Raw genomic sequence first — 16,001 nt, 5'->3', positions numbered from 1 at the left:
GCAGAAGCCGCCCCCGGCCCAAGAGGCGGATTACTCCTCAAATTCGGCGAAATCGACATTCTCGATGATCCAGCGCTTGCGCGGATCGACCTTGTCGCCCATCAGCGTCGACACCCGGCGCTCGGCCTTGGCCGCATCTTCAATCTGCACCTGCAGCAGCGTGCGCGTTTCCGGGTCCATCGTCGTTTCCCACAGTTGATCGGGATTCATCTCGCCCAAGCCCTTGTAGCGCTGCAACTCGCTCGATTTGCCGTACTGCTTGAGCAGCGCCTGCAACTGCTCGTCGGTCCAGGCATAGCTTTGCGCGCTGGCTTTGCCGGATTTTTTCGTGACCTTATACAGCGGCGGCTGGGCGATATACACCTTGCCTTCATCGATCAACGGCTTCATATGGCGGTAAAAAAACGTCAGCAGCAGCACTTGAATATGTGCGCCGTCCGTATCGGCATCGGTCATGATGATGATTTTGCCGTAGTTGCATTCGCTCACGTCGAACTCCGAGCCGATCCCGGCGCCAATCGCCGAGATGATCGCTTTGTACTCGTCGTTTTTCATAATATCGAGCAGCTTCGACTTTTCCGGGTTCATCGGCTTGCCCTTGAGCGGCAAAATCGCCTGATGCTTGGAATCGCGTCCCTGCTTGGCCGAGCCGCCGGCCGAATCGCCTTCCACAATGAACAGCTCGTTGCGCTGCAAATCCTTCGATTGTGCCGGCGTCAGCTTGCCGTTCAGGTTCGAGCTTTCGCTCTTTCCCTTCTTGCCCGTGCGGATTTCCTCGCGCGCCTTGCGCGCCGCTTCGCGGGCTTTGGCCGCTTGAACGGCCTTTTTCAGCATCATCTGGGCGATTTGCGGATTTTCCTCCAGGAATACGGCCATTTTGTCGGCGACCACGGCGTCGACTGCGCTGCGAGCGATGGCGCTGCCCAGCTGGTCCTTCGTCTGCCCGACGAACTCCACGTCGCTCATCTTGATGTTGATGACGGCCATCATGCCTTCCCGCAGGTCGGTGCCGTCCAGATTTTTCTCTTTCTCCTTGAGAATGCCCGATTTGCGGGCATATTCATTCATCACCCGCGTATATGCGGTTTTGAAGCCTGTCTCGTGCGTGCCGCCGCCGCGCGTCGGAATCGAGTTGACGAACGAAGCGAGCGTTTCGGTGTAGCCGTCATTATACTGCAACGCCACCTCTACCTCGATATCGTCCTTCTCCGCGGCAAAATGCACAACCGGATGCAGCACCGTCTTATCCTCATTCAAAAATTCCACGAACTGACTCGCGCCGCCCTCGTATTGAAACGACTCCGCCTTGTCCTGACGCTCGTCCTTGAGGTTGACCTGCAAGCCCGAATTGAGAAAAGCAATCTCCTGCAGCCGCTCGGACAACGTATCATAGTTGATCGTCGTGCCGCCCTGGAATACGCGCTTGTCGGGCTTGAACGTAACTTTAGTCCCGGTACGGTTGGTGTTGCCTGTAACCTCCAGCCCTTTCACCGGCTCGCCGACGTGCTCGACGCCCTTGTCGTCCACCCAATATTCAAAGCGCTGCTTGTGGATTTTGCCCTCGCGGTAAATCTCCACCTCCAGCCATTCGGACAAGGCGTTCGTCACCGAAGCGCCAACGCCGTGCAAACCGCCGGATTTTTTGTATCCGCCGCCGCCGAACTTGCCCCCTGCGTGGAGCATCGTAAAGACGACCTGCGGCGTCGGGATGCCTGTTTTGTGCATGCCGGTCGGGATGCCGCGGCCGTTATCCGTCACGGTAATCGAATTGTCCTTGTGAATCGTTACGTTGATCTTGGAGCAAAACTTGGCCAGATGCTCGTCAACCGCGTTATCCACGATCTCCCAGATCAGATGATGCAGCCCGGAAGCGCTGGTGCTGCCGATATACATGCCCGGCCTTTTGCGTACAGCCACCAGTCCCTCCAGCACTTGAATATCATCTGCGCCGTAATCCGACGGCTGGGCGCCTTGGTTCGTAAATAATTCCAGCTGCTCGGTCATCGAAGCCCTCCTTCTTGTCTCAAAAACGTCTGTATGTTTAAGTAATAAATTAACACGTTTGCCGAAAATTAATTCAGAACGTCGCGACGGGTAAAAACCGCGAACGAAACAATCAGCGAAGCTGCGGCCCAAATGCCGAGCACCGTTAGCGAAAAGCTCAGATCCATGCCGGGGATCGGCGGCAGCGAGCCGGTTAAATATTTGGTCAGATCGAGATTGACCATAAACAAATATTTCGCCGATTCCCACGACGATACCATGTTGACGAGAATCGTGCCGGAAATCAGCACGGCCAGCATCACGCCCATTCCGGCAGCTGTCGAACGGATCAGCACCGACGTCATCAAGGACATCAGCGCCACGACGAGCGACGAAAACCAGACCAGACCGAGCTCCATCCAGACAAAATAGCTCTGATCGATCGCGCGCACATGGCCGAAATCGACGTCCGAGCCGCTGATCTGCATGCCGACGAACGTCGGCGCGGTCCAGCCGCCAAAGCCGAACACCAGCCCGGAAATGACGTAACAGAGCGCCGCCGTCGCGAGCACGGTCAGCGAAGTGAAGAACACAACCGTCAATAGTTTGCTCATTAGGATTTTCCATCGCCGGACGGGTCTTGTCAACAATAATTTAATCGTCCCTGTCGAATGCTCCGACGATACGATGTCGGCGGAAATAACCATAATGATCAGCGGGATGAACAAACCGACTGCGTTGCGCATGAATTCACGCGTAAATGTCACGGCGTTCGGCGAGCTGGGATCGACGTTATGGTCGAGATAATAATTGGCGATCTGGATTTGCGCTTGCAGCCGCTGCTTCCACTCCTCGGGCGTGCGCGCGCTGCCGAGCCGGCGCTCCCAGTCGTTGATATTTTGCCGCTGCTGCACGCGCCAGTCGGTCGTGCCAAACTGTTTTTGCGCGTTCTGCGCCACCCGCATTTGCGCATAGGTAAACATCGGAATCAGAGCAAGCAAGATAAGCAAAATCACGTAAAAACGCTTTTTCTTGATCATTTTCAAACATTCGTTTTGCACGAGGGCCAGCAGGTTAGCCAATGGTCTCACCTTCCGTCAGGCTGAGGAACAGGTCCTCCAGCGTCGGATTTTTCACTTCTACGCCGTACAGATCAATCCCGCGGTCCAGCAGCTCGCGGCTGAGCGCCGGAATACCGGCCCGATCCATCCGCGTGACGATCCGCAGCAGCGCGGTCTGACCGGCTACCGCCGCTTCCTCTGCGACCTCGTCCACGGCCTCTACAAGCGGCGAATCAGCGAGCAGCCGTGCGGCTTCCTCGTGAACGCCGACGCTCCAGACGACGCTTCCGCCATAAGCGACCAGCTCGTCCACCTTGCCGACGCGAATCACCTCGCCGTGACTGATAATCGCCACGCGGTCGCACATCATCTGGATTTCACTGAGCAAGTGGCTGGAGACGAACAGACTCAAGCCACTCTTGGCCAGCCGGCGGATAAATTCACGCATTTCCTTGATGCCTTGCGGATCAAGACCGTTTGTCGGCTCGTCGAGAATAAGCAGCTTCGGCCGTCCGAGCAGCGCCTGGGCAATGCCAAGTCGCTGGCGCATCCCTAGCGAATAAGTGCGCACCTTATCGTGAATCCGGTTATCCATCGCCACGATATCGACGACCTCGGCAATGCGAGCTTCGTCGACATCCGGCAGCATACGCGCGAAATGGGCGAGATTCTCCCAGCCGGTCAAGTAGGGATACAGCTCGGGATTTTCCACAATGCAGCCGACGCAGCGCAGCGCTTCGTCATGCTGCTTGCGTACATCGAAGCCGCAAATTTCGATCGAACCGGCCGTCGGACGGATCAAATCGACGAGCATGCGGATCGTGGTCGTTTTGCCGGAGCCGTTGGGTCCGAGAAAACCGAAAATTTCCCCGGCATACACCTCAAAGGAAATGCCCTTGATAATTTCTTTTTGCTTGATGCGCTTCTTGACGTTCTTGACGGAAAGCACCGTCTGGGGGACCGTTTGCTGCGGGCTTGTCACCTTGCCTCTCCTCCTAACGCAAAATTTGCGTCATCCGCTCGGCAATGCGCTCATAGCCGTCGCCGTTCGGGTGAAAATGATCGCTGTACAAATATTTCAGCAAATTGCTCTCGAACAAATCGTAGGTCGGCACAAGCACCGCGCCCGGATAGCGGTTCAGCAGCGCAAAAGCGCCGTCGTTCCACCGCTCCACAATCAGCGAACCCGAGCGCTCGGCATCGATGTCGAGAAACGGATGATACAACCCGACATACATCAGCTTGGCCTGCGGATTGGCTTTGTGGATGATGTCGAGAATTTGCGCAAGCCGCGCCAGCGCCGGAGCGATTCGCGGCTCGGCCGCCTGCGGATTGAATTCCTGCTCGTCGCCTTCGCCCGTAAACACGTCCGCGCCGCCTTCAAAAATGTCGTTGCCGCCGATCGTCAGCACGACGATGTCCGCTTCGGCAATCGCATCAAGCGTCTTTTTCTGCGCCAGATCGTCGAGCAGCTGCGGCGTGCGGCGTCCCGATATGGCCAGATTGTTCAATACATAGACGGGCTTGCCCGTTTGCGCCTCCAGCTTCTCGCGAAAGCGGCCCACATAGCCCTTGCCGGTGCTGTCGCCCACGCCCGCCGTCAACGAATCGCCCAGCGCCACAATGCGCAGCTGCGACTTGTCCGCTTGCGGATTCGGTGTTGCCGCTGCAGGCGTGCTGATGGCAAGCTGCCCGGAGCCCGCCTGCGGATACCAGATTTGCCGGGCGGCAAAGCCAAAGCCAACGAGCAGCAGCAACGCCGTGAGCGCGCCGACCGCACCCGCCAAGCCGCCGATCCATCCCGATGATTTCACGTCCGCTTCCCCCTTGTGACGAAAATGCTTAATTCCCTTTAGAGTAAAGGTTCTCAGAACAATTTGCAAACTTCGGGGCAAAAAAAGGGTACAAACGTTCCTATCTGGTATCGTTGTCCACAAATAACAAATGTGAACCTCTGTGGATAAATCAGCAGCGACCGGGCGGCCCTGTCTCGGCTTCCTCATCTTGGCAGAAAAAAAGAAGGCCCCGTCTCTTGAGCCTTCTTCAAAACGCTATCCCACATCCGTATCGCGCGAAGCCTTCCCGGCCTTGCGCAACGTATCCAGCAGCGCGTCCAATTCGTCCATGCTAACCTCGCCGTCGCCGTTCGCATCGAGCCAATTCGCCAAAACAGCCGTAAAGCCGCCATCCATCGACGAAGCCGCCAGGTTCTGACGAAAGCTGTCGACCGTCAGCTCTCCGTCCTGGGCATCAGAAGACGCATAGCGGTTCAACAAGGCGTACAAACCGTCCGCATCCTCCGCCGTACCGCCCCCGGCTACAACCGATTGCTGCAGCTCAGCCCGAGAAACGCTCCCGTTCCCGTCGGAATCCGATAATTGAAAAATCACGCTGCGCCATTCCTGCGCAAGCTCGACACCGTGTGCTTTCGACGAAGCTCCGAGCCGCACAAGCGCGTTCAGCGCCGATTCGGAGGACGCCGAGCCGGCTTGACCGGGAGATGGCCGCATACGGTCGAGCATCCGGTTAAATGAATCCGGTTCGCTGCCATCCGGCACAAGCTTGCCGACTTCCTTGCGCGATGCCTTTGCGGTAAGTAAGACGAATAAGATAAACCCGAAATTGGCATAGACAACAGATAACACCTCATCTTCCAAAATCGTTCTCGGCGTTGCATCGCCGTTCCCGCTCCGCTGCCTAAACTGCAAAGCTGCGCTGTCCCCCGTTTACGCTTCGCTACGCAACGCGGCAAGCCGTTCCTGCTTGGCAAGCAGCGAAGCGACGTCAACTTTCATCTCCAGCGCCTCCAGCATACCCCCGATATGATCGCGGAACTGCTCGGCGACGCGCTGCTTCAGCTGCTCCAGCCAAGCTTCCAACTGGTCGGAATAGGCAAGCTCCAGCTTCGCGGCATATCGCTCCATCAGCTCGGCTGTCGGAGTGACCAGACGGTTTTCCAGATCGGCGCGCAGCCTGGTTTTACCGTCGCCTTCGAAAAATTGCCGCGCATTCTTGAAATAACCGAGCAGCAGCTTGTCTGTCACGCCCGGCACCAGCAGCTTCTCGTCGGCAGCCGGCGTCTCGTAAGCGCCCGGCTCGAACGCCTCGCCCGCAAAGCCTTCGACGAGCGCAGCGAGCGCGTCTTCCCAGCGTCGCACGCAGCCCGCGCCCAGTGCATTCAGCTTGTTCTCTACGCGCAGCGTCGTCGCCAGCACCTCTTGCGACAGATCGAACGCAATCATCCGCTGCAGCTCGTTCCAGCCAAAGCCCAGCGCGCGCTTCACTTCGGTCGATTCCTCGCGGAAGGCCGACGGATGGAAGGCGTAATTGAACAGCTCGCCGAAACGGTACATCGAACGCTGCTTGACATAGTACAGCAGCTCCTGAATTTCCTTGCGCAGCTCCTTGTGCTCTTCACCAGCGCCGGATTCCTCCAGCAGCTGCAAGCCGAGCCTTTCGGCCGTTCGCAGCTGTTCGATGCGGGCCAGCCGCTCGGACTCGCCCGTCTGCGCGCCTTCGATCCGCTGGCGCAGCGTCTGTGCCGCCCGCGTCAGCTCCAAATCCGCGGCATGCATCGCCACCTCGCCCAGCTCCTCCAGCGTAAAGCGCACGAAATCGTCTTCGAAGCTGCGGATGCCCGACTCGCGGACCAACTGCTCGCTGCCGGTGATTTTGCCTTCCGCCGCCCAATAGCTCGACAGCGGATAAATGCGCGGATGACGAATGCCGTTATGCAGCAAATTCGTCTCGACGTGCTTGACGACTCCTTGCAGCTCCTCTGCGCTTGCTGCAAGATCGGCGGCATTGACGATAAAAAACATTTTATCCAGCTCGAAGCTGTCCTTCACCCGACCCAGCTGCAGCAAAAACTCGCGATCGGCCTGCGAAAAGGCATGATTGTAATAAGTAACAAATAAAATGGCATCGGCATTTTTGATATAGTTAAACGCCACTCCGGTATGCCGCGCATTGATAGAATCCGCGCCTGGCGTGTCGACGAATACGATACCTTGCGCCGTCAGCGCGTTGCGGTCAAACCGTTCGATAAAGTCCACAAAGCACGACTTGGCTTCATCGGCGACATAAGCCGGGAACTGCTCCTCCGTCACTGCCAGCTCGCGGCCCAGGTTCGGCGACGCTTCGGCCCAGCCGCGCTCGACCGCCTTGAGGAACGAATAATGCGGCTTGCCCTTGGGCGTCACTTGCCCGGGCGTCAAGCCGGCGATGCGGCCAAGCGCGTCGTCCATGCCCGTTGCCGGTACGCCCAGCATGTTCAGCGAGTCGAGCACGTCCATCTCGATGGCCCGCGCCGACTTCATCTTCACCCTGGCGCTGCCGTGCGGCCAGCCCTCTTGCGGCGGCACGATCTTGTTGATGGCCGCTGTCGTCGGATTCGGCGACACCGGCAGGATGCGCTGGCCAATCAGGGCGTTCGCAAACGACGACTTGCCCGCGCTGAACGCGCCGAACAAAGCGACTGTGAACGTCCGGCCGCGCAGGCGCGCCGCCTTGTCGCGCATCGACCGCGCAAGCGACCGCATCGAGGCAATGTCCTCGATGAGCGCTGCGGCCGCCTCCAAAGCCGCCGCCTTGCGCTCCACGCGCTCGGCCCGCGCACGCGCCGCCACCGCGCCGGTCGCCCCGGCGTCAGCGGCATCCGCGTCCGCAGCCTGGGCGTCCGCGTCGGGGCCTGCGGCGGCCGAGGCCGCTGCACCCGCTGCAGGGCCGATCGCAGCGGCCTGCAGCACTGCCCCCACGGAGGTCACATGCAGCGCCTCGCCAAGCGCGGCGGCATCCTCCTCCGTGACAGCCAGCTGCTGCAAGTTCGGCAGCGCCGGCGCCGCGGGCACCGGCCAGCTTGCCAAGCGCAGCAGCTCATCTTCGGCGGCGGCTTCGCTCGCCGCCAACTGCTGCAGCTCGCGCCATACGCCGAGCTGCTGCTCCAGCGCCGCCAGCTCCGCGGCCAGCGCGGCGTCCGCTTGCGCGCTACGCTCGCGCACCGCCGCGGCGAGCCGGTCGGCGGCAGCAAACGCCAGCTTGCGATACTGCAGCTTCAGCTCGCTGGCGACCGCCTTCGTATAGTTCAGCGTGTATTCGCCGCCGAATACAGCGCCCGGGTGCACCTGTCCGGCTAGCCATTCCGCCGTCACCGGCACGCCCAGCGCGTCGATCCCGGCGGCCAGCTCGCCGCTGTACAGCCCTTCCGCCGATGCCGCCTTCTTGAGCGCATCGCGCAAATGCCAGTCGAGCTGCGCTTCCGTCTGCTCAGCCAAATCTGCCTGAAACGCGGACAGCCGTTTCTCCGTCTCCGCTGCGTTTTGCGCCGCCCGCGCGAAGAACCCGACCTTGAAGCCCGGCTTGCGGCTCTCCAAATAGGCGTGAGCCCGGTCGCGCGTCAAGGCCGGCGTAATATTGGCGTTCTCGATGATCACGCCCAGCTCCTTGCGTAGCGTTGCTTGCAGCTCGTCGCCCCGCGCACCGAGCGCGGCGCGTTCGGCCAGCTTGACGCCATACGCCGCTTGCGCCGCTTCCAGCTCGCCGTCTGCTTCGACGGCAGCAAGCAGCTCGGCCCGCCGCGGCTCGTTGCGGCCGGCCAGCCACTTGCCGTGCTCGGCGGCCAAATGGCGCGCCGACGCGTCGATGCTGGCAGCGCGCAGCGCTTCGCCGCGGCCGATCAGTGCCGTCAGCAGCGCGCGCAGCTTGCCCCATTCGTTGTGCGGATGCGCCGGCTCCTTCATCGTCACGAACAAAAGACCGTCCGGCTCGATCCCCCAGCTCCGGAACGCTTCCTGAGTCCCTTCGCGATATGCCGCGAACGGCAGCTCGCGCTCCTTGTGCTTATCGATCATATTGACGACCAAATACAGCGGCTTGCCCCATTCCTTCATTTTCTTGGTGAAAGCCAGGTTATTCTCCGACTGCACATGGTTGTAATCCATCACATAAAACACGACGTCGGCCAAATGCAAAGCCGATTCCGTCGACTGCTGGTGCGCTCCGTCCGTCGAATCGATGCCCGGCGTGTCGAGCAACGCGGCTTGGCTGCCCAGCCAAGGGATCGGATACGTAATTTCGACCGCTTCAATATCGTTGCCGTTGATGCAATAAGCCTCCAACTCGTCGAGCGGCACATTGCGCCGCTGTCCGGCTGCGCCTTCCGGCGTTCCCGGCTCCGGCTTGTGCGTCACCTTGGCACCCGGCTCTCCATCGCGGATCGTCACAATGTTGGCGCTCGTCGGAATCGGGCTTGACGGCAGCAGCGGATGGCCGCACAGTTTGTTGATCAGCGTGGATTTCCCCGCGCTGAAATGGCCGCAAAAGGCCAGATTGACGCGGCCTGCCGCCCATTTTTCCGCCAACTGCTCCAGCTTCGCGGCATTCATCGTATCCCCTGCGGCTTGCACCGCCTGCTTCATCTGTTTCAAAGCAACGGGCATCGCTTCGACGCCCTCTGCAACTGCATGTCTCATAAGTCCATTTCTCCTCCGGTGGTCTATCGTACCTAAGTGTACGTCCCCGGCCGCGGTTCGTCAATTTAGCCCAAAAAAAAAATCTCCGCGCGGGAGATTAGGACATGGCTACTTTTTCAGTTTCCGGCAAAAAGATTTCGAACACGTCGCGGTGCTGCAAAATCGTAATGTCGGCATCCTTTACTTTCATCACGACGACTTCGGGTTTCGTTTTCATCTTGTCGATATAGTTTTGCGGCACTTCGCCGGATTCGCTCACGGTTACGCCTTCGATCACTTTTTCTTCGTTTTCCTTCAACGGCGTGCTGATGACCTGCTCGTAAATGTCCGAGAACAGTTCAAAATTGTTGGTGTATACAGCGATGCATTTCATTTCCATCCCATCCTTTGGCTCATTTCTTTTGGATACTAGCTTTCCTGTTTTCGGCAGGTTTCATACGTTTTTTACCTTCGCGGCACACATCCAGCAGCGGACACAGGTCGCACTTGGGGTTTTGCGCCTTGCAGTGGTAACGGCCGAAGAAAATGAGACGATGATGCGTCAGCGTCCATTCGTCCCGCGGCACTTGTTTCATCAGCTTGGATTCGACCTCCAGCACGGTATCTTCCCGGCCGGCCATTCCCAAACGTTTGGACACGCGTTCTACGTGGGTATCGACGGCAATGGCCGGTACGCCAAACGCGTTGGAGATAACGACATTTGCGGTTTTACGTCCCACCCCGGGAAGTTCAACAAGCTGCTCGTGCGTTTCGGGGATTTGACCGTTATGCTTGTCCAGCAGAAGCTGGCACAGCTTCTGAATGTTTTTGGCCTTGTTGCGAAACAAGCCGATACGGCGAATATCCTGCTCCAGTTCTTCGAGCGGCACGGCCAGATAATCCTCTGGACGCCTGTATTTCTGAAACAGGTCTTTCGTCACCTTGTTGACGGTTTCGTCCGTGCACTGGGCCGACAGAAGCACGGCGATCGTCAGCTCGAACGGGTTGCTGTGAGTCAGCTCGCAGTGCGCATCGGGAAACATCCCGCCGATTGTATCGAGAATATGCCTTACCTGCTTTTGGTTCATCGCTTTTCTTCCTTGGGTGACGTAATAGTTTCAAGTTTAGCGAATTGTAGCGCCATAATCAATGCTTGAAAACGTCAAAATGCGAACAATTTTTAAAAAATAATTATTTTTTTTCGAAAAATAAGCAAAAAAATCCGCCTGACGGAATTTAACACCTTTTCCAACAGGCGGTAAAATTAGAAAATGCTTCGGAACGCTATTTTTTCTCGATTTCAACGATCTTGTCGTCAAGCACGTAAATCATGACCGAATCATTGGCCGCAAACGAAGCGATCGTCAACGGCTGTGTCCCTTGATGGTAATAAGCTCGCGGGAACAAGTTGTAGCTCACTCTGTCGCCGGATACCCCCGGCTGCAGGATCAGCTGGTTCAGGGAATTGTTATAGGAAGCGACAACGCGCTGGCTGGCAGAAGCCACCTGCACGGCCAGACGGCCGTTCTCATCCTTCATCACCTGCACCCGGTCGCCGACTTTGATCGAAGCCAGCGTTAAAGCCGCGCCGCCATTTTGCTTGATCGAATAGCTCGCGCCAAGACCTACCACCTGAACGCTTCCATTAAAGCCCTGCACCGTCAGACTCGACGACGCCGTATCGATCGCCGTCACTTTGCCGCGCAGCGGCGTCACGATTTGCGCATTCAGAATCGTATAGCCCTTAAAGCTGAGCTTGATATAATCGTCCGGCAAAATATCGCTGATGCCGGCTGTAGCCAAGCTGTCATTAAGCAGCGTTACGCCGTCGAGGCTGAACGAATAATTGACGTTTGCGCTGTCGCTGACCGTAATCGACTTCGTATTCGGCGACACGAGCAGCGTTTTGTAAACGACTGTGCTGCTGGTTACGATTTTGATAATGCTTGACTGATCGTAATTCAGCAAAGCGGTCACCTTGTCGCCGATCTTCAAATCGGTGATCGTGCTTTTCGGCTTGTTGGCCACTTCAACCACCGGCGTAAACGACAGCTTGAACGTCAAGCTTTGTCCGCTGTCCGTCTTGACTGTCAAATCGGAGGTTTGCAAGTTCAGCTGCGTAATTACGCCCTGCAGCTCGCTGGACAGCTCAATCGACAGCACCTTGTCCTTCGTCACCTTCATATCGACGCGTTTGCCCACCGTAAACAAGCTGGCAAAATTGTTAAATGGCACCTTGCTGCCCATATACATGATCGTCGTGCCCGTATCGGACAGCTCGTAAGCCTGCGGCTTGCCATACGTATCCTGAACGGTCAAATATTTCGTTACCGGGTCGTAGCTGATAATTTTGGACAGGTAGGAGTTCACAATCGAACGGCTCGTCACCGTAATTTTGTTCACTTTGTTATTCAAAATTTCCAGTGTTACCTCGTCGCCGTTCTCCAGGTCGTAGATGCTGGCATTGGCCAAGCCTTCGATGGCAACCTGCGCGTTGTCGTTCAGGAAATAAGAAGCCAGCGCGGTGCCGCCCGCTTTGGAAATCGTCATATACGATTTGTCGGCGCTGACGCCCGTCAGCGTGCCGTTTACCGTCAAGCCGACATCGGCCTGCTTCTTGACGACGATCTTATTGACCTCGCTGTTCACGATATCGTAGGCAACTGTATCGCCAACATGCAGGGAGCTGAACTCCACGAGACTATTGTCGGCGAGCGTCGTCACGATTTGGCCGGAAATCGGGAACGTCTCCGACTGGCTGGTCGCCGTTTCAAGCAACGTCATTTGATTCGTATCCTTGTTAATCGATTGAATGATCCCTTCGGACGATTTGTTGACCGGCATCTGCTTGACGACAATGGAAGTAATCGCTTCGCTTTGCGCCAGCTTGCTCCGCCGCAGCTCCACAATGCTGTTCGGTACGATCGAAGACAGGCTCAAGCCGCGGCCGTCCTTGTCAGTAATCGTCACGTCCGGCGTAATGACATGCTTTTCGTAATCGTCGTTGCGGTACAAGGTCACAGTCATGTCGCTCAAATTGACCTTCACTACACTGCCTTCATAGACATCCATCTGCAGCGTATCGTCGAGCACCTCGACGTAATAAGCCGTATTGTCGACCTGCACGATCTGCACCTCATACGTTTCCTGAATGGCTGCAGGCGTGATCGGGTTGTCGTTTTTATTGCCGTAAAATACCGCTTTCGGCGACAGCGAATACGTGCTCGCATTGCCGTCTTTGTCCATGATCGAAATGCTGCTTGACGTCATGCCGGTCAAATAGCCTCTTACCGCGTGCTGTGGCAGCGCCGCCAGATTGTTCTGCGAACGGCTGAGGAAGGCAGCCATTTGTGCGCGCGTCACAAAGCCCATCGGCTGGAAGGTGCCGTCCTCGAAGCCGTTGACGACATTCAGCGAAACAGCGGCATTGACATAGCCCAGCGCCGAATAGCTGATCGTGTTGTTATCTGTAAAGGAGGTCGGCTGCGAGCCCAGCGTGTTAGCGAGCGATTGCTGGCCAATCGCGCGGATGACGATTTCCGCCACCCACTCGCGAGTCGCCTTGCGTTGTCCCCATTTCGTCTTGGACGTATCGTTCTGCGCACGCGCCTTTTCTTCCTCGTAGCTGATCAGCCCTTTCTCACGGGCAAGCGCCACGTAATTGCGCGCATAATCGTCAACCATCAGAAAATCGGGAAACACGGTCGTCGCCGTCATCGACTGGGCGGCGTCTTCAAGCCCCATCATGCGGATGGCCATGACGAGCACTTCCTGCTGAGAAACCGAATTCTCCGCACGGTAGCTGCCGTCCTCGTAGCCCTGAATAATGCCTTCGAGCGCCAGCTTGGAAATATGCTTCAATCCCCAGTAATTAGATTGAATATCGGGAAACGTCAGCTTCGGCTGTCCTGCTGTCTCCGCGGCCAGCACAGGCGCTCCCGCCAGGCTTGCCGCCAACAGCGAACTCAACAACACGTTTGCTATCGTTAGCTTCTTCATCGTTTATTTGGACTCCTCACTCATTGAATTCGGGCGCTTGATCGGATTGGGCAGGTCCATATGACCCATCAGGCTTTCCACAGCCCCTCCGTCCTTGAGCACCACCAGCGTTTGAATCTCCTGAAATTGAAATACCGTCTTTTTCAGCGCTTGCAGGAACAAATCCTCGCCCGGCGCCCCCAACTGCGCATTGGCGCCCAACGACAAGTCGACCGTCAGCTCTGACTTGGCCGCATCAAAGGTCACCTTGTTGAACGTCACGTCGGCAAACAGCGAGGTAGCACCGGCCCCCGCAGGCTGCTTCAAGGCAGCAAGCGCCGCCGCGTAAGGACCTTCGGCTTCAGGGTAAGATATCGTTGTCTCCTGCTCGATCAGCTGTGATAAATTGTCATCGCTAAAATAGGCCTTCACCTGCAATTGCTGCTTGGTCGGCTCCGTCTGCTGCGGCGTTGCGGTAGGCACAGGCATCGCGCTCATCTGAACGGCGGCGTTTCCCGCGGTTGGCGCAGGAGCACCCAGCTGCTTCTGTCCGCAGCCCGCCAAGGTAAGTGCAACGGCGCTGGCCAGCAGCGTACCTTGGATCCAACGACTTTTCATTTCACACACTCCTTATTTGAGGTTCAAGTATTCTTTGATGGCAGACACTAAGGAGGCAGCTACTTGATTTTGAAAGGACTCGGTATACATCAGCTTCTCTTCTTCGACATTGGACAAATAGCCGACTTCAACCAGCACAGCCGGCATCGTCGTATACTTGATAACCCGGTAATCGGCTGTCCGCACCTTGCGGTCGGGGAAGCCCGTCGCCTGAACCGTATTGCGGTGAATCAGGTTGGCGAAATCCAGACTTTCCGGCCGGTCGTAATACGTCTCGACGCCGGCGGTTTCCGGCTTGTATTTGTTGCCGTGGATCGACAGGAACAGATCGGCCTGATTCTCGTTGGCAAACGCTACGCGGTCATCGAGCTCAATGAAGGTGTCGTCCGAACGCGTCATCAGCACCTCCACGCGCGGGTCTTGCGCCAGCAGCGCGCTTACCTTCTTCGCCATAGCCAGCGTAAACTCCTTCTCATGTTTGCCTGTGACGGACAACGCGCCCGGATCCTTGGCGCCGTGACCGGCATCAATGACAACCCGCAAACGGTGCTGGACGAGCGAAACAACCAGCTGGTGCGGCTCTTTCGCCTGCTCGATCCGATAATCAGCCGGCTGCTTCATATCGAGAATGATCCGCACGGTTGCCGGATTATCCGAAAAATTGGAAAACCGCACCTTCTCGACATACGGGTGCTGGGACGGCAGCTCGCCGTTGTTGTTTTTCATCAGCATTTTCAAGGAATCGTCCAAATTCGTATAAGGCAGATCAAATACGATACGCGACGGGTTCGTCAGCTTGAGCGGCTGCGGCAGCAGCTCTCCATCCTTCACCTTTACAATCAGCTGCTTGTCGGTGAGCTGGATCGACGTAACGACGTGAATAAGCCCGTCCGGCGTCGGTTTAGGCGTTGGCGTTACGCCCGGCAGAATCGAACCGACCGGCGCAAGCGTTCCTTTTGGTGTTGGGGTAGGCGTCGGTGTGGGCGTAAACACCGTCTGATCACCCTGTTTGATAATAACCGGCGTTGGTGTCGGTCGCAGTGTGGGCGTTGGCGTTAAAGTGGGCGTTGCGGTTGGCTTCAGCGACGGTTTCGGCGTCGCCGTCACTCGCGGAGTCGGCTGGGGATCAACCTCATCTTCCTCCAGCTCCTGGCCCGGATTGCCCGAAGGAGTGGGCGTCGCCTCCGGCCTGGTCGTGGAAGCGGTTTCTTCAAGCCTGAACATGTGCACGGAATGCGTGAGCGCGTCCCAATTGAATTTGACGCCGAACTGCTCGCCGATAAAACGCAGCGGCAGCATCGTATTGCCGTCAACGATCACCGGAGCGACCTCCAGCGTCCGGCGCGCGCCCCGGATCGTCGCTTCTTTTTTGTCAATGGTCAGCTGGATGTTCGTATCGCCCTTGACCACGGTTACGGCGCGTTTGACACCGTCCCAGCTTACCTTCGCTCCCAGCGACTCGGCAATAATGCGAACAGGCACCAGCGTATTGCCGTCGACAATGCGCGGCGCGACTTCAGGCGCCAGCAGCTTTTCGTTCAGATACAGCTTGATCGGCGTTTCTCCCTCTGCCGCGAAGGCCGTTACGGGGAGCATCGTCAAACAGACGAGCAGCGTCAGCAATATGGCAGGAAATTTCATCATTCACCTCTATAATAATGTCGGAATTAAGCTAAAGCAGGAGTAACAAGCGTCATGACTGGCAAACTCTGGCGGCAGATTTGTTGATCTCGCAAAATACACTTTTTCCCGACAGCAAAACCTCCGATCTTCTGACAAACTCGTAAACTATTAGACGCGCAAATCTACCAAAAGTTGCATGGATCGGGCGATTTTTTGCCATCGCCGGCGACAGGCGGCAAGGCCGTACCGGCTGAGGCTGTCGGCAGCCTGCCGCAAAAGCTGCGCACAC

At 57.3% G+C, this 16,001-nt stretch carries 11 protein-coding genes; all 11 read right to left on the bottom strand.

What is annotated here, in order from left to right; all coding sequences use genetic code 11:
• Window positions 1-30: 30 nt before the first annotated feature.
• The 11 genes from parE to B5M42_RS15870 all read right to left on the bottom strand — a co-directional run bounded on the left by parE (window position 31) and on the right by B5M42_RS15870 (window position 15,733).
• Window positions 31-2,004: a DNA topoisomerase IV subunit B gene (parE, locus tag B5M42_RS15920; RefSeq protein WP_134750311.1), complete on the bottom strand. Its 1,974-nt coding sequence runs from the start codon at window positions 2,002-2,004 to the stop codon at window positions 31-33.
• A gap of 68 nt (window positions 2,005-2,072) precedes the next feature.
• A complete protein-coding gene (locus B5M42_RS15915) occupies window positions 2,073-3,065 on the bottom strand; it encodes an ABC transporter permease (RefSeq protein WP_134750309.1) in 993 nt (330 codons plus the stop codon).
• Window positions 3,058-4,026, bottom strand: coding sequence for an ABC transporter ATP-binding protein (locus B5M42_RS15910; protein ID WP_134750307.1), 969 nt, complete (start codon window positions 4,024-4,026; stop codon window positions 3,058-3,060). Before B5M42_RS15910 ends, B5M42_RS15915 begins: the two co-directional genes overlap by 8 nt.
• A gap of 13 nt (window positions 4,027-4,039) precedes the next feature.
• Entirely contained in the window at window positions 4,040-4,858 is an 819-nt protein-coding gene (locus B5M42_RS15905; protein ID WP_230632944.1) for a GDSL-type esterase/lipase family protein, read from the bottom strand.
• A 237-nt stretch (window positions 4,859-5,095) separates the two neighbouring features.
• Window positions 5,096-5,752: an EF-hand domain-containing protein gene (locus B5M42_RS15900; RefSeq protein ID WP_134750303.1), complete on the bottom strand. Its 657-nt coding sequence runs from the start codon at window positions 5,750-5,752 to the stop codon at window positions 5,096-5,098.
• 18 nt (window positions 5,753-5,770) lie between these two features.
• Complete coding sequence (locus B5M42_RS15895; RefSeq protein WP_134750301.1) at window positions 5,771-9,514, bottom strand: dynamin family protein; 3,744 nt, start codon at window positions 9,512-9,514, stop codon at window positions 5,771-5,773.
• Window positions 9,515-9,611: 97 nt separating this feature from the next.
• Window positions 9,612-9,887, bottom strand: a complete 276-nt coding sequence (locus tag B5M42_RS15890) for an NAD/NADP transhydrogenase alpha subunit (protein ID WP_134750299.1) — start codon at window positions 9,885-9,887, stop codon at window positions 9,612-9,614.
• A gap of 19 nt (window positions 9,888-9,906) precedes the next feature.
• Window positions 9,907-10,581 (bottom strand): endonuclease III, encoded by a 675-nt coding sequence (gene nth, locus B5M42_RS15885; protein ID WP_134750297.1) that lies wholly within the window; start codon window positions 10,579-10,581, stop codon window positions 9,907-9,909.
• A 196-nt stretch (window positions 10,582-10,777) separates the two neighbouring features.
• On the bottom strand, window positions 10,778-13,492 hold the full coding sequence (locus B5M42_RS15880; protein ID WP_134750295.1) for an S-layer homology domain-containing protein: 2,715 nt from the start codon (window positions 13,490-13,492) through the stop codon (window positions 10,778-10,780).
• Window positions 13,493-13,495: 3 nt separating this feature from the next.
• Window positions 13,496-14,089: a GerMN domain-containing protein gene (locus tag B5M42_RS15875; protein ID WP_134750293.1), complete on the bottom strand. Its 594-nt coding sequence runs from the start codon at window positions 14,087-14,089 to the stop codon at window positions 13,496-13,498.
• A gap of 12 nt (window positions 14,090-14,101) precedes the next feature.
• Complete coding sequence (locus tag B5M42_RS15870) at window positions 14,102-15,733, bottom strand: N-acetylmuramoyl-L-alanine amidase family protein (RefSeq protein ID WP_134750291.1); 1,632 nt, start codon at window positions 15,731-15,733, stop codon at window positions 14,102-14,104.
• Window positions 15,734-16,001 lie beyond the last annotated feature (268 nt).

It is taken from the genome of Paenibacillus athensensis (genome assembly GCF_004514475.2).
GTDB lineage: Bacteria > Bacillota > Bacilli > Paenibacillales > NBRC-103111 > Paenibacillus_AL > Paenibacillus_AL athensensis.
Note: the sequence above shows the minus strand (reverse complement) of the source record. Positions and strands in the feature narration are given on the sequence as shown.